Raw genomic sequence first — 24,423 nt, 5'->3', positions numbered from 1 at the left:
ACAACTAAAAAACCAGTTTAGTTAGGATACCCCTGACTAAACTGGTTTTTAATTTAGATTTTAAAATTATTTAACTGGATCAACGGCACCGTGATCATCAACGTGATCGCCGTGAACGTGTTGAAGCCGACCGTTAACTAAGTAGTCAACGTGGTCGCCATGGTCAACCTTTTGGTGGCCACAGTTATCATCATGTAATTCAGCGTCAACAACATGCACTTCTTGATCTGGGTGCACACTATCAACCGCAATTTCACATTCGTCAAAGTGATCGCCATCAGCGTGGTGTAAGTGACCGTTAGCTTCTACAAAATCAACGTGGCCGTTGTGTAATAACTTCGTGTGTCCACACTTCATTGAGTGAACGTGGGTTCCATTTTGTTCCGCGATTTTATGTTCCATAATAACTTCCTCCATATTTTCATATAATGATATCTTTATTTGTTGATATAAGAATATCACAATTTAAAATCAAAAAGCAACCTTTTTTAACAAAAAAGTTGCTTTTTTTTATAATAAAAGTATATTAACCATGAATTAGCAATTTAATTAGGAGTAACGCAGCAACGACTTGCACCGCCCCGACCCCGAGACTATAAATCGCAAACCACTTGCCGGCCTTCAAAAAGGCTTGCAAGTTCAACCGTAGTCCAATTGCGGCTAAGGCAATGATCTCACACCAGCTACTGAGGAAGTGAGCAAACGCCCCCACAAAATTAGGCAAATGGATCAAACTATTGGCAATACAGAAAATCAAGAACCAGAGTACGTACCAAGGGAGAAAATCAATCTTATGCTTCTTGACATCTTGCTCCACTGCTTCCATCGTTTGCTTCTCACTGACGTTGTGCTTGTGGATTCTGGCAAAGACCACTACGATCACTACCAACATGATGATCCGCATGATCTTAAACAGCGTTGCAAATTCGACCGTGGGTTGATTAACCATCGTTGCACTCGCGATTACTTGCCCGACCGATTGAACGGTCCCCCCGATCAACGCCCCGCGGGTCAAATCAACGTTGCCGAACACCACCGTTCCTAAGATCGGCAGTAAGATCATCAAGACGGTCCCCATGAGGTTGACCAGCGTGATCGCCATTCCCGCATCTTCGTCACTTGCGTTAATGACCGGCTTAATCGAAGCGATCGCAGAAGACCCACACACTGCATTCCCCCCAGCCATTGAAAGGTAGATTCCATCGTCGAATTGTAGCCACTTACCGATCATGATTGCTGCGGTAATCGTAATGCTCATTTGTAAGATCACGAATAATAAGCCCGTCCAATGCAGTTGAATAATCGTTTGGAACGTAATCGTCAGTCCTAATAGCATTACTGAATATTCCAGCAATCGTTTCTCAGCAAATTTAGTTCCAGCACCTAACACCTTTTGTTTTACAAAGGTGTTGCCCAGGATAATCCCTAGGATAATTGAAATTGTGGCAGCTCCCACATCTGGAATGAACAGCGTTAGCAGTTGGCTCACGATTGCGACTAATAAGGCTACCGCAAAACCTGGCGTCCGTTCTTTCAGCGTATTTACCATTTAAATCAGCTCCTATGTAATTAATAATTAAATTATAACAATTGACTTTTAATAAGAGAAGTTAATAATTGTAATAGTTACTATTATCAAATCGAATAGAAAGGATGATCAACCATCTTCAAATATTTCTTAGCCTTTCGCGCCGTGTATGAAAATCGCAACTTTTCACTCGCGGCTAAACAAATCTTCGTATCTCAATCATCAGTCTCCCAACAGATCAAAAAACTAGAGGAGCTCTTAGGAGCCAAGTTGTTCACCCGTAATTCACGCAGTCAGGTCACCCCGACCGGCTTAGCTGATCAACTTTATAACGACGGCGTCAGCATCTTCGAAAAAGAACAGGCCCTTCAGCGTCAATTGACCAACCACCATCCCCATAAGATCCAATGCCGCATGGGGATTTCCAACACCACCGCCGATGTAGTGATTACGAACGTTTTAAAGCAGCTCACCCTGCCTCAATCGGTCAGTCTCAAGATAACGGTGACTAACTCAACTAAGATTGCCGAGCAAATGGAGAACCATCAACTTGAGTTCGGGTTGATCGAAAAGGCGATCGTTACCCCCGCGATTGAACGAACGGCTTTTCATACCGACGTATTAGTTCATGCTGGAAACTTCGCTAGCGATACTTGGTTGGAACGTGAAAATGGCTCTGGGGTGTACCACTATACCGAAGAATTTTTTAAACAACGGAATGTTAACCCTACCAAACGCATCCTCATTGATAATAACGATTTAATCGTGCGTTTGTTGGCCGCAGGGATCGGGCAATCGATTATTTCTAGGGATGTATTGCCAGTTGGCATTCCCTTTGAGCCATTGAGCAGCAACTTTGAACGGCAATTCTTCTTTTTGAATCGCGAAAGCTATCCGTTTCACGAATTAATGGAATTAAAGAAAAACATTCTAAATTTAATTCAGCAGTAACGACCATGAACCCTTAAATATTAAGATTGCTTTAAACTACAGCAGTAATTATGTATAATAAAAATATCATTATAAGGAGTGGTATTTTTGAAATTTTCTGATTTAAAATCTGAAGCGAAGCAACAATTAGTTCATCACTATGGGTTCTTATTAATGCTGTTGGTTCCAACATACCTTTTTGGCATAATCTGCTCTGGAGCTTTATTTGTATATATTTATACATCTTTTCATAATGTGATCATTGGGAATTTTAGTAATATTACACAAAACAGTAATCAATTATCTAGCATTACTTTCTACATTAACAATGCACTACTACTCAGTGCAATGTTAGTAATGATCAAAGTCATGCGGGGCCAAGAAACCGAATTTACTGGTGGTTTCAAGAAGGCCCTTAACATCTTTACCCGTGGGGATTATTTCTTTGGCGCCTTCGTGGTCGGGGTCATTAAGTATGCTTATATGTTCGCTTGGACAGTCCTCTCGTTGATAGTTACTATCATAACATATAGTGCTGCAGTTAAATTTGGAAGTAATAACAGCACTATCTTTATCGCCATCGTAATTATCATGGCCCTCGTTTCAATTGCTTGTACAGCATTTGTTACAGCTAAGGGAATCGCCTACTCCCAGGCCCAATATATCTTTCGGGATTCATTAGATGCTGAGAACCCAGTTGGTTATAACCAAGCGGTTACTATTAGTCGCAAATTGATGAATGGCCACAAACTTGAGTTCTTCCTCTTGGTGTTAAGCTTCATTCCTTGGTACCTATTAAGCTATATTACTGCGGGAATCGCGGGGATTTTCTTCGTGACTCCATACACTAAGCTAACCTATGCTAACTACTACGTTAAATTATCACAATCAGCTAAATAGTTTTAAAACAAAAAGCTAGTCAGGAAATTTCCTGGCTAGCTTTTTAACATTAATAATTATTTAGTGTTTGGTTTTGGTGTTCCTTGAGTTGGAACTGAATGGTTTGATTTAAGATGCTTAAATTTACTCAAGCCTGCTAATTTCTTTGACATGTTAAAGTGGCTCATTCGTTGAGGGCGACTATTCCGTCTCATTCTACTAAATTGGCCAGCAGGCGCATTAGTAGCAGCATTAACATTAACAACACCAGAAACAACGGGTGCGGCAACTAAAACGGTTGCGATGGATAATCCAATTAATAGTTTTTTTGATTTCATATGCGAAGCTCCTCTATATTTTTAATAACTTTATTTTAGCAGTATTTATAGCGACTTTCCATCAATTTATTAAAAAAACTTAAAATATATACAAAAAGTTCATTGATTCTGGTAAAATAATTATCAATATACAAGGAGGTGTAGCACATGGATAGTGGCCCTGATCTTTTAAGACCAAGGTTCATCATTGCCCTTCATTATTTTCTAATTGAGTAATTAAATCATTATTTTAACGTTTTGATTTAGACTTAAAGGAGATTATATTATGAAGGATTATCAATTAACTGACCAGGAAATTCAGAATAAGTATCAGATTAAAGATTTTGAAAGCGGACTGACAAGCTCACAAGCAAGTGAACGATTAGCCCAAAATGGACCGAATGAACTCCAGTTCAAGAAGGATTCCAAACTAAAGCTATTCCTACGCCAATTTAATGAAGTCATTATCTATGTACTAATCATTTCTGCTGTCATAACCCTATTAATGCGTCACTACTCAGACTCACTAATCATTGCATTGGTGGTGTTAGCAAATGCAATTATTGGTTATTATCAAGAAGCAAACGCTTCCAACGCATTAGAAAAAATCAGATCGATTCTAGCCACGAATTCCACGGTTTATCGCGACGGCAAGCGAATCGACATCCCCACCAAAGACATTGTGGTCGGCGATGTTGTGTTCCTTGAAGCCGGAGACCGTGTTCCCGCTGACTTACGGCTAGTTGATACTGATAACTTACGGATTCAAGAATCGGCCTTGACTGGTGAATCCGATTCGATCGAAAAAGATGCAGCCGTCATTACTGCTGCCCACCCTTCGCTTGCTGAACAGGCTAATATCGCCTTTTCATACACTTCCGTTACTTCTGGAAGTGGGACTGGGGTGGTTATCGCCACTGGGAACGAGACTGAAATTGGTCAAATCTCACAAGAAGTAAATAACGCGACCGAAAGAAAGACCCCGTTGATGAAGGAATTAGATCAACTCGGGAAGTGGGTCTCATACGTCATCATGGGCGTTTCGGTACTGCTATTCTTAATCGGCCTATACTTTGAAACCTACTCCGTCTCAGTATTAGCCCTAGCCGTAGTTGCCATGGTCGTGGGTTCAATTCCTGAAGGATTACCCGCTACGACTTCGGTAGTGTTATCACGTGGGGTTAGCGACATGGCCAAAAATAAACACACGATCGTCAAAAGCTTACCAGCCGTTGAAACGCTGGGTTCTGTCGATGTCGTTGCAACCGATAAGACGGGGACGTTAACCCAAAACGAAATGACCGCCACTGACGTGTTACTACCGAGCGGGACTTACCACGTTACTGGGACTGGTTATCAACCCAAGGGCCTTATTTTAGATGCCAACGATCAACCAGTGCATAGCAAGGAGCTTTCGTTATTCCTGACCGCTGGTTTTGAGGCTAATGATACGACCTTAAATCAAGAAGCTGGTGCTTGGGAGATTAATGGTGAACCCACCGATGGAGCCTTCTTGACCCTTTATCACAAGGGGATGCAATCAATGGATGCTCCTAACTACCAAGAAGTAGACCTACTGCCGTTCGATTCTGCTTTCCGTTACATGGGGAAGGTCGTGGTTGATCCGAAGGGAAATAAACAACTCTTTGTAAAGGGATCACCAGATAAGGTTTTAGCCCTAGCTAAAAAGACCGATCCAGACTTTGACGTTGAAAGTTGGGAAACAAAGGTCCATGCGCTTTCCAAGACTGGAAAACGGGTGATTGCCGTTGGTTACAAGCCTGTTGACAAGAACACAAATGAAATTAACCATGAATTGATCAACTCTGGAATTCAATTCCTCGGGTTGGCTGGAATCATCGATCCACCGCGCGAAGAAGTGGTGCAAGCACTAAAGGAAATGAACGCAGCTGGCGTAGAAGTGAAGATGATCACTGGTGATAACCCCGTAACTGCTAAGGCAATTGGTGAAAAGCTCGGATTGGCTCCTGAAATTCACGCGATTACAGGTGCTGAATTGGATCAACTAGATGATGCCGAATTCACTAAGGCCGTCTTAGAGAACCAAGTGTTCGCTCGGACTACGCCACAAAACAAGCTGCAGATTATTAAAGCACTCCAAGCTGCAGGTAAGGTGACTGCAATGACTGGGGACGGGATCAACGACGCCCCCGCTTTAAAACGGGCTGATATCGGGGTGGCCATGGGGATCAAGGGAACCGACGTTGCCAAGGATTCCGCTGACATGGTCTTGACCGATGATAACTTCGGGACGCTTTCGACCGCCATCAAGGAAGGACGCAGAATCTACGATAACATCAAAAAGAGTATCCGATTCTTACTGCCGACCTCGTTTGCCGAAGGGTTAATCATTGCATTTACGATTTTGACTAAGAACGATATGCCGTTGAACGCTACACAGTTACTATGGATCAACATGGTGTCTGCAATCACGATTCAATTCGTGTTCATCTTCGAACCAGCTGAAAAGAACATCATGCTGAAGAAACCGCGCGATAACAATAGCTCGCTGTTAAGTAAGGCTGATATGATTCGAATGGCCTATATTTCTTCAATCATGGCAATCTGTGGAATCGTGGTCTTCGATACTCTAATCGCTAGTGGTTGGAGCATTGAGGTCGCAAGTACCGTCGTCGTTAACGTAATCGTGTTTGGGAAAATCTTCTACCTGTTCTACATCAGAACGAGTGAACCACTCTTCTCCAAGGCCCTGTTCAGTAATCCAGCTGCTTTCTGGATCATTGGCGCAATGATTGGCCTCCAAATTATCCTAACCTACGTTCCATTCATGCAAGAACTATTCAAGACTGATGGAATTCCGTTGTCAGGTTGGCTAATCTCAATTGCCGCTGGAATCGTAGTATTAACGCTTTCAGAATTAGATAAGTGGGTTTCTAAACGCTTTAAAATCGACTAATCAAACTAACGCCAGGAGGCTTCAACGCTTCCCGGCGTTTTTGTGTTAAAATACTAATAAATCAAATTTATGGAGGCCCGCAATGAACTTCTCAACGTTGAAACAAGATGCTAATCAAGAATTTCTAAAGCATTTTCGTTTCTACTTTATTTTATTTTTACCGTATTTGATTCTAGAATCAATTGGTGGAATCCTTTCTAGTCAGATTTCTAGGGACATTTTGACTAACATTAACCTTGGTAGTAGTGCCGTTGCATCATACTACAGTCAATTTCGAGTCCAAATTAACTTTTTATACCTGATTTCGATCATCACCACAATTGTATTAGTTGGGATCTCATTTCAAATTTTAGATATCATTAGAAATAATGCCACTAGGGAGCATCCACTAGATAAGTCGACCAAGCTCTTTAGCACACCAATGGTATTTGGTGTAATCATTACGATTTTGATTCAATTTATCTTTATCATCCTTTGGACCTGCCTACTTATCATTCCAGGAATTATTAAGTCCTATTCCTACTCACAGTCAATCTATATTTACCGTGATGCCTACGTGAGTGGTAATAAAATCTCGCCACTTCAAGCAATCACCAAGAGTCGTCAGATGATGGTTGGGCACAAGGCTGAATTACTATGGCTCCAGTTAAGCTTCATTGGCTGGTGGATCCTATTGAACATTTCTACTTCGTACACGGTGATTCCAATTTTAGGAATTTTCGTTTACCCCTACTTCCAAATCACAATGATGAATTACTATCACCAATTAAGCAATTCATAATAAAAACGATGTTGAAATTAATCAACATCGTTTTTATTTACATCTCCATTTGCGGTCACTTGAAAGGTGCCGACTTCTCCGTCGCCACCGGCTTGAATGAGTTGCTTGTCGAGAACCTGGATGATAAAGATCAACCGTTCTGGATCAAAGGCAAGTGGGACTAAAATGGTGGCATCCGCAGTTAAATTTAATTTAGTTAATAAATAGTTATCAGCATCATCAAATGATTGAATACGCGCATCACCAGTCAAATTCGTCGAAGGCCAAAAGTAGCCGAACTCCCCGCGATACTTCACTTTAATCAAATTATGGTGCCGTTCTAAGACTCGAATTAATTCCGCCATTGAATCCACTTCCTCATTATAAATCGTAAAAGATAGTACCCCACTACCACCCCGAACCAATTTGAAATCACATCATTGATATCAACGGTGCGCTGAAAATTAGCTAGGTTATCTAAGAATAACTGACCAAATTCGATGAACAATCCAGTTAATATGCCCAGTCCACACACTTGCTTGAGCCCCATTGGTAGTGGGGTTAGCAACCACACAAAACCACCTAATGGAATGGTCATGATTACATTGAGCCAAAAGCCCTCCGTAAATAACTCCTGAAATGGCATATAAACAACCTGGGCGTGCCCATAAGTGAACGACGCTAATTCTGGATAGCTACCTAGTTGCACGTTGACGGGGAACCGCGGGGTAAAACATAGCCAGGCTACCACCAATAAGTAGCAACCACACAGTATTTGTATTCCCCGATATTGCCAAGTATTCGTTTTAATCATCCTATCAAATCCCTTTACCACATTATAAACAAAAAGCCCCGCCATTCCATAATAGAATGACGGGGCTTCATATTAATTTAAACTATCTAATCACCATTACTGAAGTTGGTGAGTACTTAGCCATGTAAGAAGCTTGGCTTCCAAAGTGACGCGCAATTCCCTTTTTGGAATGTGATCCGATCACTAATAAGTCTGGTTCAACATGCGGAATCACGTCCTTAACGATGGTTTCTCCGGCATCACCAGAGGCAACGATTGCTTGAACATCCTTGACCCCAGCATTTTTGGCTTGTTCAACATACTTTTGCATATGTTCTTCCAAGTCCTTCTTTTCACCGTGTACGTAATCCCTAGATAAAGCTTCATAAACGTTAATTTCTTCGGTTTCCAAAACGGAAACTAAGATTAATTGAGCATTATCAGCCTTAGCACGTTCGATTGCGTAGCGAAAGGCTAAAATCGCGTCGTCGGAGTCGTCGACTCCCACTAAAATCCGTTGAAATTGATCCATAACTTACACCTCTTATTTAAAATTGGTTGATTATGCGTTACCCTTTGATTGTGATTGTTCTGCTTGGCGTTCAGCTTCGATCCGCTTGTTACCAAAGTAGAATTCAACCATCGTCCAAACTAATAATGCTAAGATAAGGAAATCTAAGATGTAGGCAATCGTGTTTGCCATGCTAGTTTGAGCTGCGGTTGGGTTATCACTGAAGAACCCAGCAACTGCTGATGGAAGTCCATTTAAGTTCAAGTAAATCAAACCAAGGACGGAAATCCAACCTAAAATTTTAACCCAGAGGGTGTTCTTAAATTCTTCACCCATTTGACTCTTGTTATCAGTCATTAAGATCAATGGTAACATTGAGAATGGTAATGCCAATGCCAAGAAGATTTGTGAATTTTCCATCAGGTTATTCAATGCGGTATGTTCTTGTAATTCTGATTCACCACTAGTAAGCGATACACAGATTAAAACGGGAACAACGGAAAGCATCCGAGTAACCAAACGCCGTAACCATAGTGGCATCTTCATGTGAATGAATCCTTCCATGATTACTTGTCCAGTTAAGGTCCCAGTAATCGTGGAGTTTTGTCCAGAAGCTAATAAAGCAACGGCAAACAATGTTGATAAAATACCAGATTTAGCAACGCTAATTAGAACTGGGTTACTTAAAGTTGAAGTGTTGTTCAAGGCATCAAACAATCCGAAGAATGATGAATCCTTAACGGCACCAGTCTTAAATACGGCAACCCCCATGATCAATAGCAATGCGTTAACGAAGAATGCAAAGGTTAATTGGATGTTAGAATCCCAAGTCGTAAACTTGATTGCTCTAGCAACGTCCTTCTTATCCTTTGGATCGTAATCACGAGTTTGTGAAATAGCTGAATGTAAGTAAAGGTTATGTGGCATAACAGTTGCCCCGATGATCCCTAATGCTCCAGCATAAGGAGTTAATCCATCGGAAGCCTTTCTTGATTGTGAAAGGGTATCTGCAGTTGGGATTAATCCCTTGAATACGCCACCCCAGTCAGCATTTGATAATGCCACTTGGTAGGCGAACACTACTAAGATCACAATGATCAAACAAACAACGATTGCTTCGATCTTTCTGAACCCAATCTTGGTAAGTAAAAGCAGTAGTAAAACATCGAATACGGTGATGAACACTGAAACCACAAGTGGAATGTGGAATAACAGGTTCAATGCAATCGCACCCCCGATAACTTCTGCGATATCGGTTGCCATAATGGCAAATTCCGTCATGATCCATAAAACAATTCCAAGCGACTTTGAAGTCCGCGTCCGAATGGCTTGCGCCAAATCCATCTGCGTCACAATCCCAAGTTTAGCCGCCATGTATTGTAGTAACATCGCAATCAAACTTGAGATTAAGATAATCGACATCAAGAGGTACCCAAAATCTTGTCCACCAGTGATTGAAGTCGACCAGTTACCTGGATCCATGTATCCAACGGCAACTAATGCCCCAGGACCTGAATAAGCAAACAAGGTCTTCCAAAAGCCCCAATCTCTAGGTACGGTAACGGTATGATTAATTTCTTCCAAGGAAGGACCGTTAGCGTAGTGAATCATACTGTGTTTTTCACTCACGTGAAACTCCACCTTTCTGTAAGGTATCATTTTCTGATTGATACAATCTAAATATATAAAAATTTCTTAACCAATGAATATTGTACACTATTTTAATAATTTTTAAAGTCTTTTTTAGGTAAGTCTAAATTTTTTAATTTTTTAGTTAACATTAGTTAACGATTGAAGCAAAATCGATTAACAATCTAAATATTTTTATAAATCTGCTTAAGCTTTGACATGTTTTTAATTCCCTAATTATAATTAGAAGTAAATTAGTTAAGGGGTTGTTTAAGTTGGAATATCGAATTGAAAAAGATTCACTTGGTGAAGTAAAGGTCCCTAAAAATGTCCTCTGGGGGCCCCAAACCGAACGCAGTCATAATAACTTTAAGATTGGCCAAAAGATGCCAGACGAGGTGATTGATAACCTCCTGCAAATTAAAAAGGCTGCAGCAATCGTCAACCATCAAATTGGGAACTTGGATGCAGAAAAGCAAGATTTAATTAGTACTACGGTTGATCAAATCCTAAGTCAACCGCATCAAGATGCATTCCCACTCGTGGTCTTCCAAACTGGTAGTGGGACTCAAACCAACATGAACGTAAATGAAGTAATTGCCCACATTGCCAATCAAAAGGCAGGCACTGCGGCCATTCATCCAAATGATGATGTGAACCGATCACAAAGTTCGAATGATACTTTTCCGACTGCAATGATGATGGCAGCAACCCAATCCATTGATCAATTAATTCCCGCCCTCGCTGATTTAATCGATGCATTTCAAAAGAAACAAGCTGAGTTTGCCGAAGTGGTGAAAATTGGCCGCACCCACCTACAAGATGCGACCCCGATTACCTTTGGGCAAGAAATCAGCGGCTGGGTCAGTGCACTACAACATGATTTAGACTACCTTAGGGACAACCGCGATACCCTATTAGAGCTCCCGATAGGTGCTACGGCAGTTGGGACAGGTTTGAACACCCCCACTGGTTTCGATCAGGCAATGGTAGAACAACTAAGCAAACAAACGGCAATTCAATTTATGGTGGCTCCTAATAAATTCCAGGGGCTGGCTAACCACACGGGGATTACAATGGTGCATGGGATCCTTAAAACGCTTGCAACCGACTTAATTAAAATCGGTAACGATATTCGATTCCTAGCTAGTGGGCCACGCGCAGGCTATAACGAATTGAACATCCCTAGCAACGAACCCGGTTCATCGATTATGCCTGGAAAGGTCAATCCAACTCAAGTCGAGGCATTAACGATGGTGAGTGCTCAAGTGATTGGCCATGATACAACCATTAACATTGCAAATAGTCAGGGAAACTTCGAAATGAACGTTTATAAACCCGTTATCATTTACGACTTTTTAGATAGTAGTAATTTATTAACTGAGGCCATCAACTCATTTAACGAACACTTGGTCCAGGGATTGTCGATCAACCAATCTCGCATGACTGAACTTGTCGATAATTCACTAATGCTAGTTACCGCCCTTAGTCCACACATTGGGTATGAACGCAGTGCCAAAATTGCCCAAAAGGCGCAAAAAGATGGCTCTACGCTTAAAGCTGCTGCATTAGCAAGTGGGGTCACGGAAACGGAATTTAATCAATGGGTCAACGCTAAGGCCATGACTAACGTTAAGCGAAATTAAGATAGAAAGCGAATTATTATCATGAAATATTTTACAGGTAAAAATCAGGAACACCGTGCCAATAAGGTCAATGCTAAGGAACGTATCAAATGTTTTGGCTGGGCTGCACTGGTAACTGCCATCTTATTTTTATGGCGCTATATTGATTAAGAAGGGGGAATTAACCGTTAAAATGGTTAATTCCCCTCTCTTAATAATTTTCAATCAAAATAAAACTATTACCATAAAGTTACAATCTGGTTTTAAAACGATTGCAAGGCCTTTTTATCCATTCTTTAATGTTAAACTAGTCCATAGTAATTAAAATAATATGGAGTGAAAGAAATAATGAATAAAAAGTTAAAAATGCTTTGCAGCTTGGTCGTAGTTTTAGGGCTCGCCATTGTTGCACCGATATTCAGCGCTACTGCTAGCGCTGCAAGTAAACCGATCTACGATTTATCTGAGTGGCAAGGTAATCTAAGCGATAGTCAAGCTAAGAGATTAAAATCAGAAACTGAATTTTTAATCTTACGGGTGCAATACGGTTCTAGTTACAGTGATCGTGTGTTCCAAAATAACGTTAAAAAACTTTCTAAGTATGGCGTTAAATATGGTGTTTACAGTTACAGCCTTTATAAGAACGCTAACTCAGCGGCTAACGAAGCATCTACCTTAATTAAAGCCGCACCGAAAGCATTGTTCTACGTTAATGATGCAGAATCAAATAACGTTACATCTGGGACGATGAATGGTGCAACGGTAGCATGGGCAAATCGGGCTCGTCAATTAACCGATCGACCAATCGTGCTTTACAGTTACCAATCATTCATGGGGAATTTCACCTCTGCTAAAAGTGCTTACGATGCCATTTGGTTGGCAAGTTACACTTCGGTTGCGCCATCCACTAGTTACAAGTATGACTTATGGCAATATACCGATAAGTATTATAGTTCTGCATTAGGCAAGCGCGTGGATGCAAGTAAAATCCCTGCTAATGGAAAGCCACTTTCATTTTGGATCGGTGGTAGCACTACCTCTGCTACTGCTAGCCAATCTGATTCTGCTTCAAAGGTAAGCACCACTGTTAATAAGACCGTACAGAATCCACACGTTGTCCAAATTTCATCAAGTAATTACATCTCCACTGGAACCGAATTTAAGGTTTTGAGTAATAACTTAAATGAATATACAGATGTTAAATTAACGAATCGGGCATCAGTAACCCTCCATAAGGGTGATACAGTTAAGGGAACCCCAGTCAAGTTTGGTAACACTTACAGAATTAAGACTGATAATGGGACTTACTTCTCTGCTAACAAGAACCTAATTGAAATTGTGAACATCAAATAAAAATAAAGCCGTTGATTATCAAATAATCAGCGGCTTTATTTTTTTGGTTTCAAAAAGGCGGAACCGTTTATTTACGATTCCGCCTTATTTATTGATCAATTAAGGTCTTGAATATCCAACGATACTCCACCATGGAGCGTCGATACTTTCGGTAATTACCCCATTATTTTGGGCATCGATCATTTGCCCATTTCCGATATAGAAACCAACGTGGCTAATTGAACTTGAATCATCGCCGAAGTATACCAAGTCACCCTTCTTAAGGTTACTTCTTAATACTGGCTTAGTCGTATTGTATTGTCCCTGAGCTGTCCGAGCAATTGAAACGTTCGCTTTTTGATATATGTATTGAGTAAATCCTGAACAATCAAATGAAGTGGGTCCAACAGCACCGTAAACGTATGGTGAACCTAGCTTTGATAAAGCAACTTTGTATGCTACTTTGACCGCTTTCTTGCTAGCAGCATTAGCGGCTGGTTGGTGTGCTGTAGTCGCACCCGCAAAAATGGTAACTGAAGCCAATGGTACTAAAATCAATTTGATTATTTTTTTATAATTCAATATCTTCATCCCCAAATAAATGATATTTTGATTAGTTTATTATTCATAATTTTTTAACTATTGTCATTATAGGAAAAAAATAATACTAAATTAAAACAAAACTAATACAGACTGATTTCAATATTGTTACATTCAAGTTACAAAAAAATTTAATAAACAAAAAAACTCCGGATGTTTCATCCAGAGTTAGTCTTAAAGATTTAATTTTTGGAATCATATTCATCAGCATCGATATTCCGACGGTTAGGCTGATTAGGGATTATCAATGTCGCAACAATGTAAAAAAAGATGCCTGGAAAGAAAACACTAAAAATCGTAATTGCCGCATATAAAAGCCGCACCCATGTTGCATCCCAACCAAAGTATTCGGCAATCCCACCAAGCACGCCTGTCAAAATCCGTTGGTTTGAACGGTATAATTTCCGATTCATTCTAATCTACCCCCTGCTTTATTTAAATAGTAATGGTAAGAAGGAAATTGATGCTAGAAGGTTATTTAGCATGTGGAATGTAATATTCGCTTTAATCGTCCCCGTTTTACGGTAGATAAACGCCATTCCAGCACCCATTGAGGCGTAAACCATAAATAAAAACGGATTACTAAATGCATGGGCGGTCGCAAATGCTGCCCCACTGATCACCATTGCCCAAAGCGTAGAAACATTACTTAATAATCCATCAATAAGCATCCCCCGAAATACTAGTTCTTCAAGTACTGGCGAAAGGACGATAATCCCTAATAACATTGAGTACAGAACAATTTTATTAGAAGACAGTAAACTATTAATTGCATTTTGGTTACTGGATTGTTCTTGATTGAAAAACTTTTGCGAGAATAAAACCATTGCGACACTAAATACCCTCACAATTAGAAATACTGCAATCACCGTCCAAAATGCGTTACCATTCATTTTACCAATGGGTGCGGGATGGTATTTTCTGTAATAATGCCAAGCAACTGCAATCATTACCGCATAAAAAATGAAATAGCCAACCACCAATAAGAGCTGTGCCACTGGTTGATGATAGCTATTAACCAGTGCAATCGGCACTTGAATAAATTCAATCAATAGTACCATGATGATCATTAACAAAATCCGATTGCCGTATTCCCCGATGCTAAGTTTTTTGTGCAATTTGAACTCCTCCTTAAATAATCGTCGTGATTGCCATAATAATCATAACAATCCCCATAATCGGCCGCAGCGTTTTGGTGACCTTACGCGGATCGAAGTGATTTAAAACAAATGGCATTAATGCAGCTCCGACAATTGCCCCAATCATTAATGCTGAACCTGGCAACCATGCAATCCGTCCAGCAGTAGAGTGCATTACAATGCCTACGATCGACGTGATGATCAATACATATGAAGAGGTGGCTGCTGCTTGCTGCATTGATAAGCCCATCAATAACATCCCCGCTACTAGCGGACTACCACCACTTAATCCGGCGATTCCTACCATCAGTCCACTGAGGGCCCCAAAAAAGAGGGCTTTGCCTAGACTTAATGCGGGGACCATCGCTTGTTGATCAGCTGAACGGGGTCGGAAAGACTGCCATAAAATCTGAGCACCTAAGCAAAGGAACAAGAGGAACAACAAAACTTTATAAACGGTTTCAGATAAATAACCCGCTAAAATACTACCAATCACGGTAGCCGGAACAGCGGTAATCAACATGCGATTGCCAAATTTAAACTTCATATTCCCGGTTCGGTAGTGGCTGTATGCACCGATACATAATGACGGTAAAGCCGTGAACAATGACGTTGCTGTTGCGCTGGCTGGTGAAATGTGCATTAAACCGGTCAACACGCCCAGGTAAAATGCAGCTCCACCACCCCCCATTGAGATGATAAATCCGCCAATAATAAATCCAATGATAACCAATAACAATAAAATCATACTAAACTCCTTGTTTTATATTATTTACTAATATAACACAACAGCCACCCCAATTATGGCGTGACTGCTAAATATTTATTAAATTGATTAACGCTGGTTTTGCTTCCGTTTTTGAATCAAACGGTTAATATTACTGGCATCGCGCGCATAGATTTTATACTGAACAACTACGATTATCACATATACGATCGCCAACGTAATAATAAACGAAATCCAGTTATCGATCCAGTGATTATAAATTCCGGTCACGATCACTAAAACGTTCGTTCCGAGGTAATGGATCACTAATTTAGCTAGATACGGTAAGTGGCTATAGCGAAAAATCATTGATAACTCACCGATCAAAAAGCTCATTAATAAGGTGGTAAGGATATCCGAGCGGGTAATTAGCGATTGGCGATAAACAGCGGCACTTAACATAAAAATGAAAGAGCCAATACACATTCCAATTAACCCAAATCGCACACACTCTTTCACTATTTTTTTCACATTCGCAACCTCGCTTTCAAATCTGGTAGGTATTTTCGACTAACGTTCAACTTCACTTCATGGTCTAAAAACGCCGTCATATTACCAGAGAAGCCGGCTTCCAGTGAATTGAGATGGTCAATATTAATTGCGGTCCCCCTAGCAATCTGGATGAACCGCTGGTCATTAATCTTTGCTAAAATATTCTTCAACTGGCCGTGAAATGAATATTGATGGTTCGTAGTTGCAATCGTTAGGTCACTGCCGAAGACTTCGATCGAAATAATATCATTTAAATTGACCATTTCGACTCGGTCATCAATGGATAACGGCAGGACCGAAGCTGAATTGGTTGGTATTTCGGCCAATCGATTGATCAATTCCACGACTTTTGGTGTTAGCTGCTTGGCACTAACTAATAGTTTGATTTCATCTGGTGATAGTTGATCATCTTGGTGAAAATCAACTTGCATGGACCCCAACTTCTTTCGTTCTGAGATAGTTTGCTACTAATAAAGATACAATAAATAGCAGTAAGAAACCACCCAAAACGAGCAGAACATCTGTAAATGTTAGTAGGGTACTCTTAATTTTTAAGTCGACGCCCATCGAAAGACGGAAGTTTTTAAGCACGGATGCGGGCAGGTGCTTAAATGAAGCATGTAGTTGTTCCTTCATTAAAACATCCCGATATGCAGCTGAAACGTATGGTGATGGGGTAAACTTCATAATCGTTTGTGCAATACTAGGCATCGTACTGATTGGCACGTACACCCCTGCCATGAAACCAGAAATGGTTCCGATGATTGAAGATACGGTTGGGACCATCTGTTGTTTATTAATAAACGAGTAGATCAATAGGTTAAATGCCGTCCAGACAAAGCTACTAAACAACGCGATCAAAAAGATGGCGGCACTTTGGTCCCAGGCAATCTTGATGCCATCGACAAATTGGAAGTAGATACTCATGATCAAAAAGGCCACGATTTGGTTCAAGGTCCCGATGACGACCGCCCCAACCAAATAGCCCATTTGAATCTGGTTAGTTGATAGATCGGTCATTTCAAGGTCGTTTAAATGATTATCTTCACGGTCCTTGACCATTTGACTAATGGCCGCCCCAATTGAAGTCAATCCAGTAACCGATAAAGTTCCCCCAATCAACCAGGGGTCCAAAAGCTTGCTGGTTCCTGGAACCGACTGCCATGATTGTTGCATTCCGTTCTTTAAGAACAAGAGGTATAGAACAAATGAAATCAATGCAGCAAAGATGGAGAAGAAAACTACGCTGCGGTTGGCAAAATAAATCGTTAAGTTCCGTTTAATCAAATTAATCATTATCTGATCTCCTTTCCAGTTAGGGCGACAAAGATGTCGTTCATATCGCCACGTTTGAGTTCCATTTCTTTAATCAATGGCCGCGCGGTGTTCAAGAATTGAATCGTTGCATCGACATTTGGTACCATTATTTTTACCTGCTTTCCATCGACCTTCGTTGGCCAGTCCTGATTGACTAGTGCAACCACTTGGTCAACGGAATCAGTCGTAATCGTCAAAACATCCTTAGCATACTTTGCCTTTAGATCATCAACGGTATCAGCCGCAATAATTTGGCCGTGGTCAATGACGTAAACGTAATCGGCGATGTTAGCCTCTTCCAGGTAGTGGGTCGTCAAAATGATTGTGAGCTGATATTGCGCTCTGAGTTGGTTCAAGACTTCCCAAATTTTATTGCGCGTCTGGATATCCAATCCCGTTGAGGGTTCATCTAAGAACAACAAGCGTGGTCTATGTAGCAATGCCCGTGTGATATCGACCCGCCGCCGTTGCCCACCAGAAAGTGACCCGTACTTTTGCTTGGCGATCGAAGTAATATCGAACGCCTTCATTAGGCGATCAACAAAATCATAGTCGATGTGCTTATACATCCCAGCCCGCCACATTAAGTTCTGTTTAACGGTCAAGTCGCGATCTAAAACACTGTCTTGGAACACGACACCAATTTGATGACGATATTCATGTTGATTAGGTTTTAAGCCATCTAAGCTAATCGTACCGGCCTTGGGCTTTTTGATACCCGTCAGCATATTAATCGTCGTTGACTTTCCGGCTCCATTTGGCCCTAAAAATGCCACCAATTGACCAGCTTCAATGTTTAAATCAATATTGTTAACAGCTATTTTATTGCCATATTGTTGGGTTAAACCATTTACTTGTAATAATGCCATTACGATTCCCTCATTTCGATTTATGATTATTATCATTATAGCTACAAAATAATCTAAAATCGTTGATTATTGGCAAGTGGTTAAAATCAGCAAACGAGTGGTAAATAAGGATAAATAAAATCAAAATTTGCAACTAAGGTGTTAAAATACATTTAGAATACTTTTAAAGGGATGATTTATGTGGACGTTATCACTACTGAGCAAGTTGAACAATTAGATGGAAATAAAAGGTATCAATTTAGTGGGACTTATGCAGGAGTTTATCTACCTGTAAGTTCACCAAAGGATTCAAATGAGCATTATATCAACACCCGAATCCTTTTAAAGGATTTAAACATTACAGTAAACAATCAAGTGTTTTTGTTCAATCAAATTGGATGCGTTCCATACAGTAGTTCAATTCAAGAGTTGGGTAATCTCAACGAGGGTGATGCAATCAGTTTCCAAGCTAAAGTTGCCCCGATGAATTATAGTTCTCTACAATCATATAAAATCAATGACAGAAGCGATTATCATGTTGCTGCCCCTTATAATGCAACCAAAAATGGTAAAAGCGGATCTAGGAACAATATCCTAATGGATGAATATTTTCTACCGGGTTATTTTCTAGATAGCAATTATCCCTTAATTGTAAATATGGATGAACTAAATCAATATCCCAAAGCTAAAAGAATCAAAATAAATATGTATAAATCAGACTTTTTTGATGTCCCCTTAGCAAATAGGGGTAAGCGTGAAATATGGGAAACCATGAAGAAGTTTCGTGATGAGAATCCAGATCTTTTTTTTAACGCTAATTTAATTACCGACGAATATGGTAGAGAGTATGATTTTATTAAAGCAAAGAATATTCTTACTAGTGACGAAGAAATTAAGCTATGTTCGCAATTAATCGACTATTTAATGGACGGTGACCCAATCGTGCGCCAATTTTTATCCCCTAAACAAACCGAAGCTTTTGAGGCGGGAGAGTTTGAGTATTTAATACATTCAAAAGAATCACTAATTAACGGGATAAAACGGAAGCAAAGGAAATTTAGACATTCTCTAGCCTATTATAATAATAAGGTCATTACTAATAAGGATGTTTGTGATATATTAATTCAGCAACAAAAAACGCAAAATGGTTAAATGTATAAAAAAGCGAGTGATAATCATCACTCGCTTTTAGATTGGTAATATTGATGCTATTCGAATAACATGGTTTGGTAATATAGACCATCATGGTAAGTGGTGGCCATGGCCATTTGGGTAACGTCAGATCTCAAAATATTATAACGATGACTCCAGTTTTCACCAACGGCATCGTTATACATGAATTCGTTGACCATGTTGATCATTGTATTATTCGGGGTATCGGATGAGTAGGTGTTTGAAATATTTTCACCCATTATATAATCATTCCATCCATGTTGTTGTACTAATGAATCTACTTTCCAGCTTCCATCATTATTAAAATGTGATAATTGGTTATTATTTTGCCAAGTTTGTTCATTTTCTTGGTTGCGTTCTTGTGCTAATTCATACAGATGATCATTCCAAGTTAATGGATTTTGTCCGTGTTGAGAACGTAAATAGTTTACATAATTAAGTCCGATGTTTTGGTTGCTGGAATTATTTACTTTGGTATTATTTTTATTTGAATTTTTTTGCAATCTTAAGTCAGAAGCTAGAACCCAGTAATTACCTTTATAATTATTAAATTTAATTTGGTAATACATGATACCCCAATCGCTCATTTGTTTTTTAATGATTGAACCTTTACTATTACCGTTTATTTTAGTAATTCCATATTGAGTATCGGTTTCATTTTCAGGTAATTGAGTAAATTGTAGGCTTGTATTAGAACGAGTATAAATGATTTTGGTTCCCTTTTTATAATTTGCGTTAGGCATATATGGATTGGGATCATACATTAAATAGCGATTTGGTAAATTGGCATTAAAGTTATTTAAGATGGTATTAATAACTTTTGGATCGCCCCCCGCTAATGGATTGCTATCAGCATGGACGGTCGTTACGACGGTGTTAAAGGTCAAGACGGTGAGCAGAACAGTCATAAAGCTTACAAGTGTGTTTTTAATTTTCATTGTAAAAATCTCCCTTGGTTATTCTATTCGAATAACATGGTTTGGTAATACATGCCCTTACTATAAGTGGTTGCCATGGCCATTTGGGTAGTGTCAGATCTCAAAATATTGTAACGGTGACCCCAGTTTTCACCAACGGCATCGTTATATACGAATTCGTTGACCATGTTAATCATAGTATCGGTGGGTGTATCAGATGATATTGAACCTGAAATATTTTCACCCACTACATAGTCATTCCATCCGTGTTGTTGAATTAAATTATCTACTTTCCAGCTTCCATCAGTATTAAAATGGTCGATGCTTTGATTATTTTGCCAAGTTTGGATATTTTCTTGGTTACGTTCTTTTGCTAAAGTATAAAGATGGTCATTCCAAGTTAATGGATTTTGTCCGTGTTGATCACGTATGTAATTAACATAATTAAGTCCGACGTTTTGATTATCAGCGTCAGTAACCGTGGTATTATTTTTATTAGGATTTTTTTGTAATCTTAAATCCGATGCTAAAACCCAATAGGTTTTTCTAGGATTACTAAATTTAACTTTGTAATACATAATTCCCCAATCAATCATTTGTTTTTTAATTATAATACCTTTAGTGTTATTGGTAATTTTTCGAGTTCCATATTGAGTATCAGTTTCGTTTTCTGGGAGTTGTGTGAATTGTAAACTAGTATTAGAACGTTGATAAATAATTTTAGTGCCTTTTTTATAATTGGCATTTGGCATATATGGATTGGGATCATACATTAAATAACGATTTGGTAAATCGGCACTAAAGTTATTTAAAATTGTATTGATAACTTTTGGATCGCCACCTGCTAATGGATTGCTATCAGCATGTACGTTCGTCGCGACGGTACTAAAAGTCAAGACGGTGATCATCACCGTCAAAAAGCTTAAAAGTGTGTTTTTAATTTTCATTGTAAAAATCTCCTTTGTTTATGCATTTATATAAACATTTATGTACGAAAAGCAGTGAAGAGTCACTGTTTTATAGTTTGATGCTATTCGAATAACATGGTTTGGTAATACATGCCGTCATTGTAAGTGGTGGCCATAGCCATTTGTGTAGGGCTATTGCTTAAAATATTTTCACGATGACCCCAGTTTTCACCTACGGCATCATTATATGTGAATTCATTGATCATGTTAATCATGGTATCTGTTGGTGTATCTGATGATCTTTGATTGGAAATGTTTTCTTCTATTACATAATCATTCCATCCATGTTGTTTAACTAAATCGTCTACTTTCCAACTTCCATCAGCATTAAAATGGTCAATATTATTTGTTTGTTTTAAACTTTGAATATTTTCTTGATTACGTTCTTGTGCTAAAGTATAAAGATGATCATTCCAAGTTAATGGAGATTGTCCGTGTTGACTACGAATATAGTTAACATAGTTGAGTCCTACGTTTTGATTATCTTCATCATTAATCGTAGTATTATTTTTATTAGAATTTTTTGGAAGTATTAAATCTGATGCTAAAACCCAATATGTTTTTCTAGGATTATTGAATTTAACTTGGTAATACATAATTCCCCAGTCACTCATGTGTTTTTTTACTATTGTACCTTTGGTGCTATTGATGATTTCTCTTGTTCCATATTGAGTATCAGTTTCATTTTCTGGTAATTGTGTGAATTGTAAACTAGTATTAGATCTTTGATAAATGATTTTAGTTCCTTTTTTATAATTGGCGTTAGGCATATATGGATTGGGATCATATAGTAAATAACGATTTGGTAAATCGGCACTAAAGTTATTTAAAATTGTGTTAATAACTTTTGGATCGCCCCCCGCTAATGGATTGCTATCAGCATGGGCGGTCGTAGCGACGGTACTAAAGGTCAAGACGGTGATCATCACCGTCATAAAGCTTAAAAGCGTGTTTTTAATTTTCATTGTAAAAATCTCCTTGATTATGCAGTTATATAAACGTTTATGTACGAAAAGCAGTGAAGAGTCACTGCTTTTATAGTTTGATGCTATTCAAATAACATGGTTTGGTGATACATGCCGTCACTGTAAGTGGTTGCCATTGCCATTTGGGTAACGTCAGATCTTAAAATATTGTAGCGATGACTCCAATTTTCTCCAACAGCATCGTTATAAACGAATTCGTTGACCATGTTAATCATGGTATCGGTTGGAGTATAGGATGCTGGGGTGTCAGAAATATTTTCACCCATCACATAATCGTTCCAACCATGTTGTTGAATTAAACTATCAACCTTCCAGCTACCATCAGCATTATAATGAGATGCGGTTTTATTTTTTTTCCAGGTTTGGATATTTTCCTGATCGCGTTCTTTAGCTAATTCATAAAGATGGTCATTCCAAGTTAATGGGGCTTGTCCGTGTTGGTCACGTAAGTAGTTCACATAGTTAAGTCCAACGTTTTGGTTATCGGAGTCAGTAACAGTGGTATTATTTTTATTGGGATTCTTTTGTAGAATTAAATCGGCTGCTAGGACCCAATAAGGCTTGCTAATATTATTAAATTTTACTTTATAATAAACAATTCCCCAATCACTCATTTGTCTTTTAATTATTTTACCATTTGCACTTGTAGTAATTTTACGAGTTCCATATTGAGTATCTGTTTCATTTTCAGGCATTTGTGTGAATTGTAAACTAGTATTAGATGCAGTATAAGTTACTTTAGTTCCTTTTTTATAATTAGCATTAGCCATATATGGATTTGGATCATACATTAAATAACGATTTGGTAAATTGACATTAAAGTTATTTAAAATCGTGTTGATAACTTTTGGATCGCCCCCTGCTAATGGATTGCTATCAGCATGTACGTTCGTCGCGACGGTGTTAAAGGTCAAGACGGTGATCATCACCGTCAAAAAGCTTAAAAGCGTGTTTTTAATTTTCATTGTAAAAATCTCCTTGATTATTCTATTCGAATAACATGGTTTGGTAATATATCCCGTCGCTGTAGATGGTTGCCATGGCCATTTGGGTGGCGATGGAACTTAAGATGTTATCACGGTGGACCCAATTTTCACCCACGGCATCGTTGTACGTGAATTCGTTGATCATGTTGATCATGGTTTCGGTGGGTGTCGCTGCTGGATATATGTTAGCGATATTTTCCCCAATCCCATTTTCATCTTCATTCCAGCCATGTTGTTTAATTAAATCGCTAACTTGCAAACTACCATCAGCAGCATAATGGGAGATTGATTTAGCTTGGGAAAGTTGTTGATTCCGTTCCTGCGCTAAGATATATAGATGATCGTTCCAAGTTAATGGTTCTAACCCATGTTGATCACGAATATAGTTAACATAGTTGAGCCCCACGTCTTGGTTTTCGGCATCAGTGACCGTGGTGTTATCTTTATTGGGATTCTTTGTTAAATTTAAATCGGCGGCTAGGACCCAATAGGGCTTTTTAATATTATTAAATTTAACTTGATAATAAATAATTCCCCAGTCACTTAATTTCTTTTTAATAACTTTACCTTTTGCAATTGTCCCAACGTTACGAGTCCCGTATCGAGTGCTAGTTTCACCGGTCGGAAATTTTTTGAATTGTAAGCTGGTATTAAATGCCGTATAAAGCACCTTCGTCCCTTTTTTATAATTCGCATTACTCATATATGGATTCGGATCATAAAGTAAGTAGCGGTTGGTTAAATTGACATTAAAGTTATTTAAGATCGTGTTGATGACCCGAGGATCCTTGCCTGCTAGTGGATTGGGGTTGGCATGGGCAGGCGTCGCGATGGGACTCAGGGTCAAGACGGTTATCATCACCGTCATAAAGCTTACAAGTGTGTTTTTAATTTTCATTGTAAAAATCTCCCTTGTTTATGCAGTTATATAAACGTTTATGTATCAATGTTTCAAAGCATCTGCTATATTTTTAATTATATCATCTAAC

28 protein-coding genes are annotated in these 24,423 nt (G+C 39.1%); 8 read left to right on the top strand and 20 right to left on the bottom strand.

What is annotated here, in order from left to right; all coding sequences use genetic code 11:
• Nucleotides 1–66 precede the first annotated feature (66 nt).
• Nucleotides 67–402 (bottom strand): hypothetical protein, encoded by a 336-nt coding sequence (locus tag ACSVI6_RS01865; protein WP_491717032.1) that lies wholly within the window; start codon nucleotides 400–402, stop codon nucleotides 67–69.
• 124 nt (nucleotides 403–526) lie between these two features.
• Complete coding sequence (locus ACSVI6_RS01860) at nucleotides 527–1,549, bottom strand: YeiH family protein (RefSeq protein ID WP_491720841.1); 1,023 nt, start codon at nucleotides 1,547–1,549, stop codon at nucleotides 527–529.
• A 114-nt stretch (nucleotides 1,550–1,663) separates the two neighbouring features.
• Between ACSVI6_RS01860 and ACSVI6_RS01855 the strand changes: the two genes are divergently transcribed.
• Together ACSVI6_RS01855 and ACSVI6_RS01850 are read left to right on the top strand one after the other, a co-directional pair.
• Nucleotides 1,664–2,479 (top strand): LysR family transcriptional regulator, encoded by an 816-nt coding sequence (locus ACSVI6_RS01855; protein ID WP_491720942.1) that lies wholly within the window; start codon nucleotides 1,664–1,666, stop codon nucleotides 2,477–2,479.
• 87 nt (nucleotides 2,480–2,566) lie between these two features.
• Nucleotides 2,567–3,358: a DUF975 family protein gene (locus ACSVI6_RS01850; RefSeq protein ID WP_491719941.1), complete on the top strand. Its 792-nt coding sequence runs from the start codon at nucleotides 2,567–2,569 to the stop codon at nucleotides 3,356–3,358.
• Nucleotides 3,359–3,414: 56 nt separating this feature from the next.
• On the opposite strand, the gene ACSVI6_RS01845 is transcribed toward ACSVI6_RS01850, so the two are convergent.
• Nucleotides 3,415–3,675, bottom strand: coding sequence for a hypothetical protein (locus ACSVI6_RS01845; protein ID WP_491717029.1), 261 nt, complete (start codon nucleotides 3,673–3,675; stop codon nucleotides 3,415–3,417).
• Nucleotides 3,676–3,940: 265 nt separating this feature from the next.
• Between ACSVI6_RS01845 and ACSVI6_RS01840 the strand changes: the two genes are divergently transcribed.
• Complete coding sequence (locus ACSVI6_RS01840) at nucleotides 3,941–6,592, top strand: HAD-IC family P-type ATPase (RefSeq protein WP_491720840.1); 2,652 nt, start codon at nucleotides 3,941–3,943, stop codon at nucleotides 6,590–6,592.
• An 82-nt stretch (nucleotides 6,593–6,674) separates the two neighbouring features.
• Complete coding sequence (locus ACSVI6_RS01835) at nucleotides 6,675–7,373, top strand: DUF975 family protein (protein ID WP_491720839.1); 699 nt, start codon at nucleotides 6,675–6,677, stop codon at nucleotides 7,371–7,373.
• A 17-nt stretch (nucleotides 7,374–7,390) separates the two neighbouring features.
• Here the strand turns inward: ACSVI6_RS01835 and ACSVI6_RS01830 are convergent, their stop codons facing one another.
• The 4 genes from ACSVI6_RS01830 to ACSVI6_RS01815 form a co-directional block, all read right to left on the bottom strand.
• A complete protein-coding gene (locus ACSVI6_RS01830) occupies nucleotides 7,391–7,717 on the bottom strand; it encodes a hypothetical protein (RefSeq protein WP_491720838.1) in 327 nt (108 codons plus the stop codon).
• Nucleotides 7,705–8,166 (bottom strand): VanZ family protein, encoded by a 462-nt coding sequence (locus ACSVI6_RS01825; RefSeq protein WP_491720837.1) that lies wholly within the window; start codon nucleotides 8,164–8,166, stop codon nucleotides 7,705–7,707. The genes ACSVI6_RS01830 and ACSVI6_RS01825 overlap by 13 nt, the downstream gene beginning before the upstream one ends.
• A gap of 82 nt (nucleotides 8,167–8,248) precedes the next feature.
• Nucleotides 8,249–8,677: a universal stress protein gene (locus ACSVI6_RS01820; RefSeq protein WP_491717024.1), complete on the bottom strand. Its 429-nt coding sequence runs from the start codon at nucleotides 8,675–8,677 to the stop codon at nucleotides 8,249–8,251.
• 30 nt (nucleotides 8,678–8,707) lie between these two features.
• Nucleotides 8,708–10,315: an Nramp family divalent metal transporter gene (locus ACSVI6_RS01815; protein WP_491720836.1), complete on the bottom strand. Its 1,608-nt coding sequence runs from the start codon at nucleotides 10,313–10,315 to the stop codon at nucleotides 8,708–8,710.
• Between the two features lie 245 nt (nucleotides 10,316–10,560).
• On the opposite strand from ACSVI6_RS01815, the gene ACSVI6_RS01810 reads away from it, so the two are divergent.
• The 3 genes from ACSVI6_RS01810 to ACSVI6_RS01800 all read left to right on the top strand — a co-directional run bounded on the left by ACSVI6_RS01810 (nucleotide 10,561) and on the right by ACSVI6_RS01800 (nucleotide 13,263).
• Nucleotides 10,561–11,931, top strand: coding sequence for a class II fumarate hydratase (locus tag ACSVI6_RS01810; protein WP_491720835.1), 1,371 nt, complete (start codon nucleotides 10,561–10,563; stop codon nucleotides 11,929–11,931).
• A gap of 21 nt (nucleotides 11,932–11,952) precedes the next feature.
• A complete protein-coding gene (locus ACSVI6_RS01805) occupies nucleotides 11,953–12,081 on the top strand; it encodes a hypothetical protein (protein ID WP_491717022.1) in 129 nt (42 codons plus the stop codon).
• A 177-nt stretch (nucleotides 12,082–12,258) separates the two neighbouring features.
• The gene (locus ACSVI6_RS01800) at nucleotides 12,259–13,263 is read left to right on the top strand and encodes a GH25 family lysozyme (protein WP_491719935.1); all 1,005 of its coding nucleotides are present in this window, start codon (nucleotides 12,259–12,261) and stop codon (nucleotides 13,261–13,263) included.
• Nucleotides 13,264–13,362: 99 nt separating this feature from the next.
• Here ACSVI6_RS01800 and ACSVI6_RS01795 read toward each other — a convergent pair whose 3' ends face one another.
• The 8 genes from ACSVI6_RS01795 to ACSVI6_RS01760 form a co-directional block, all read right to left on the bottom strand.
• Nucleotides 13,363–13,833 carry a C40 family peptidase gene (locus tag ACSVI6_RS01795; protein WP_491719934.1) on the bottom strand — a complete coding sequence of 157 codons (471 nt, stop codon included), beginning with the start codon at nucleotides 13,831–13,833 and terminating at the stop codon, nucleotides 13,363–13,365.
• A 191-nt stretch (nucleotides 13,834–14,024) separates the two neighbouring features.
• Nucleotides 14,025–14,255 (bottom strand): PspC domain-containing protein, encoded by a 231-nt coding sequence (locus tag ACSVI6_RS01790; RefSeq protein WP_491720834.1) that lies wholly within the window; start codon nucleotides 14,253–14,255, stop codon nucleotides 14,025–14,027.
• A gap of 18 nt (nucleotides 14,256–14,273) precedes the next feature.
• Nucleotides 14,274–14,960 (bottom strand): CPBP family intramembrane glutamic endopeptidase, encoded by a 687-nt coding sequence (locus tag ACSVI6_RS01785; RefSeq protein ID WP_491717018.1) that lies wholly within the window; start codon nucleotides 14,958–14,960, stop codon nucleotides 14,274–14,276.
• Between the two features lie 13 nt (nucleotides 14,961–14,973).
• Nucleotides 14,974–15,726, bottom strand: a complete 753-nt coding sequence (locus tag ACSVI6_RS01780; RefSeq protein ID WP_491720941.1) for a sulfite exporter TauE/SafE family protein — start codon at nucleotides 15,724–15,726, stop codon at nucleotides 14,974–14,976.
• A gap of 90 nt (nucleotides 15,727–15,816) precedes the next feature.
• Nucleotides 15,817–16,218, bottom strand: a complete 402-nt coding sequence (locus ACSVI6_RS01775; RefSeq protein WP_491720833.1) for a DUF3021 domain-containing protein — start codon at nucleotides 16,216–16,218, stop codon at nucleotides 15,817–15,819.
• Entirely contained in the window at nucleotides 16,215–16,670 is a 456-nt protein-coding gene (locus ACSVI6_RS01770) for a LytTR family DNA-binding domain-containing protein (protein WP_491717016.1), read from the bottom strand. The genes ACSVI6_RS01775 and ACSVI6_RS01770 overlap by 4 nt, the downstream gene beginning before the upstream one ends.
• Entirely contained in the window at nucleotides 16,660–17,535 is an 876-nt protein-coding gene (locus ACSVI6_RS01765) for an ABC transporter permease (RefSeq protein ID WP_491717015.1), read from the bottom strand. The genes ACSVI6_RS01770 and ACSVI6_RS01765 overlap by 11 nt, the downstream gene beginning before the upstream one ends.
• Nucleotides 17,535–18,425, bottom strand: a complete 891-nt coding sequence (locus ACSVI6_RS01760) for an ABC transporter ATP-binding protein (protein ID WP_491720832.1) — start codon at nucleotides 18,423–18,425, stop codon at nucleotides 17,535–17,537. The genes ACSVI6_RS01765 and ACSVI6_RS01760 overlap by 1 nt, the downstream gene beginning before the upstream one ends.
• A 180-nt stretch (nucleotides 18,426–18,605) precedes the next feature.
• Between ACSVI6_RS01760 and ACSVI6_RS01755 the strand changes: the two genes are divergently transcribed.
• Nucleotides 18,606–19,556 (top strand): hypothetical protein, encoded by a 951-nt coding sequence (locus ACSVI6_RS01755; protein WP_491720831.1) that lies wholly within the window; start codon nucleotides 18,606–18,608, stop codon nucleotides 19,554–19,556.
• Between the two features lie 56 nt (nucleotides 19,557–19,612).
• Here the strand turns inward: ACSVI6_RS01755 and ACSVI6_RS01750 are convergent, their stop codons facing one another.
• From ACSVI6_RS01750 to ACSVI6_RS01730, 5 genes are all read right to left on the bottom strand, one after another.
• The gene (locus tag ACSVI6_RS01750; protein ID WP_491720830.1) at nucleotides 19,613–20,515 is read right to left on the bottom strand and encodes a CAP domain-containing protein; all 903 of its coding nucleotides are present in this window, start codon (nucleotides 20,513–20,515) and stop codon (nucleotides 19,613–19,615) included.
• Between the two features lie 23 nt (nucleotides 20,516–20,538).
• Nucleotides 20,539–21,441, bottom strand: coding sequence for a CAP domain-containing protein (locus tag ACSVI6_RS01745; protein WP_491720829.1), 903 nt, complete (start codon nucleotides 21,439–21,441; stop codon nucleotides 20,539–20,541).
• A gap of 83 nt (nucleotides 21,442–21,524) precedes the next feature.
• Nucleotides 21,525–22,427 carry a CAP domain-containing protein gene (locus tag ACSVI6_RS01740; protein WP_491720828.1) on the bottom strand — a complete coding sequence of 301 codons (903 nt, stop codon included), beginning with the start codon at nucleotides 22,425–22,427 and terminating at the stop codon, nucleotides 21,525–21,527.
• Nucleotides 22,428–22,510: 83 nt separating this feature from the next.
• Complete coding sequence (locus ACSVI6_RS01735; protein WP_491720827.1) at nucleotides 22,511–23,413, bottom strand: CAP domain-containing protein; 903 nt, start codon at nucleotides 23,411–23,413, stop codon at nucleotides 22,511–22,513.
• A 22-nt stretch (nucleotides 23,414–23,435) separates the two neighbouring features.
• Nucleotides 23,436–24,332, bottom strand: coding sequence for a CAP domain-containing protein (locus ACSVI6_RS01730; protein ID WP_491720826.1), 897 nt, complete (start codon nucleotides 24,330–24,332; stop codon nucleotides 23,436–23,438).
• Nucleotides 24,333–24,423: the final 91 nt, after the last annotated feature.

Source organism: Nicoliella sp. ESL1106 (genome assembly GCF_058509965.1).
This window is presented reverse-complemented; position numbering and strand designations above follow the sequence as displayed.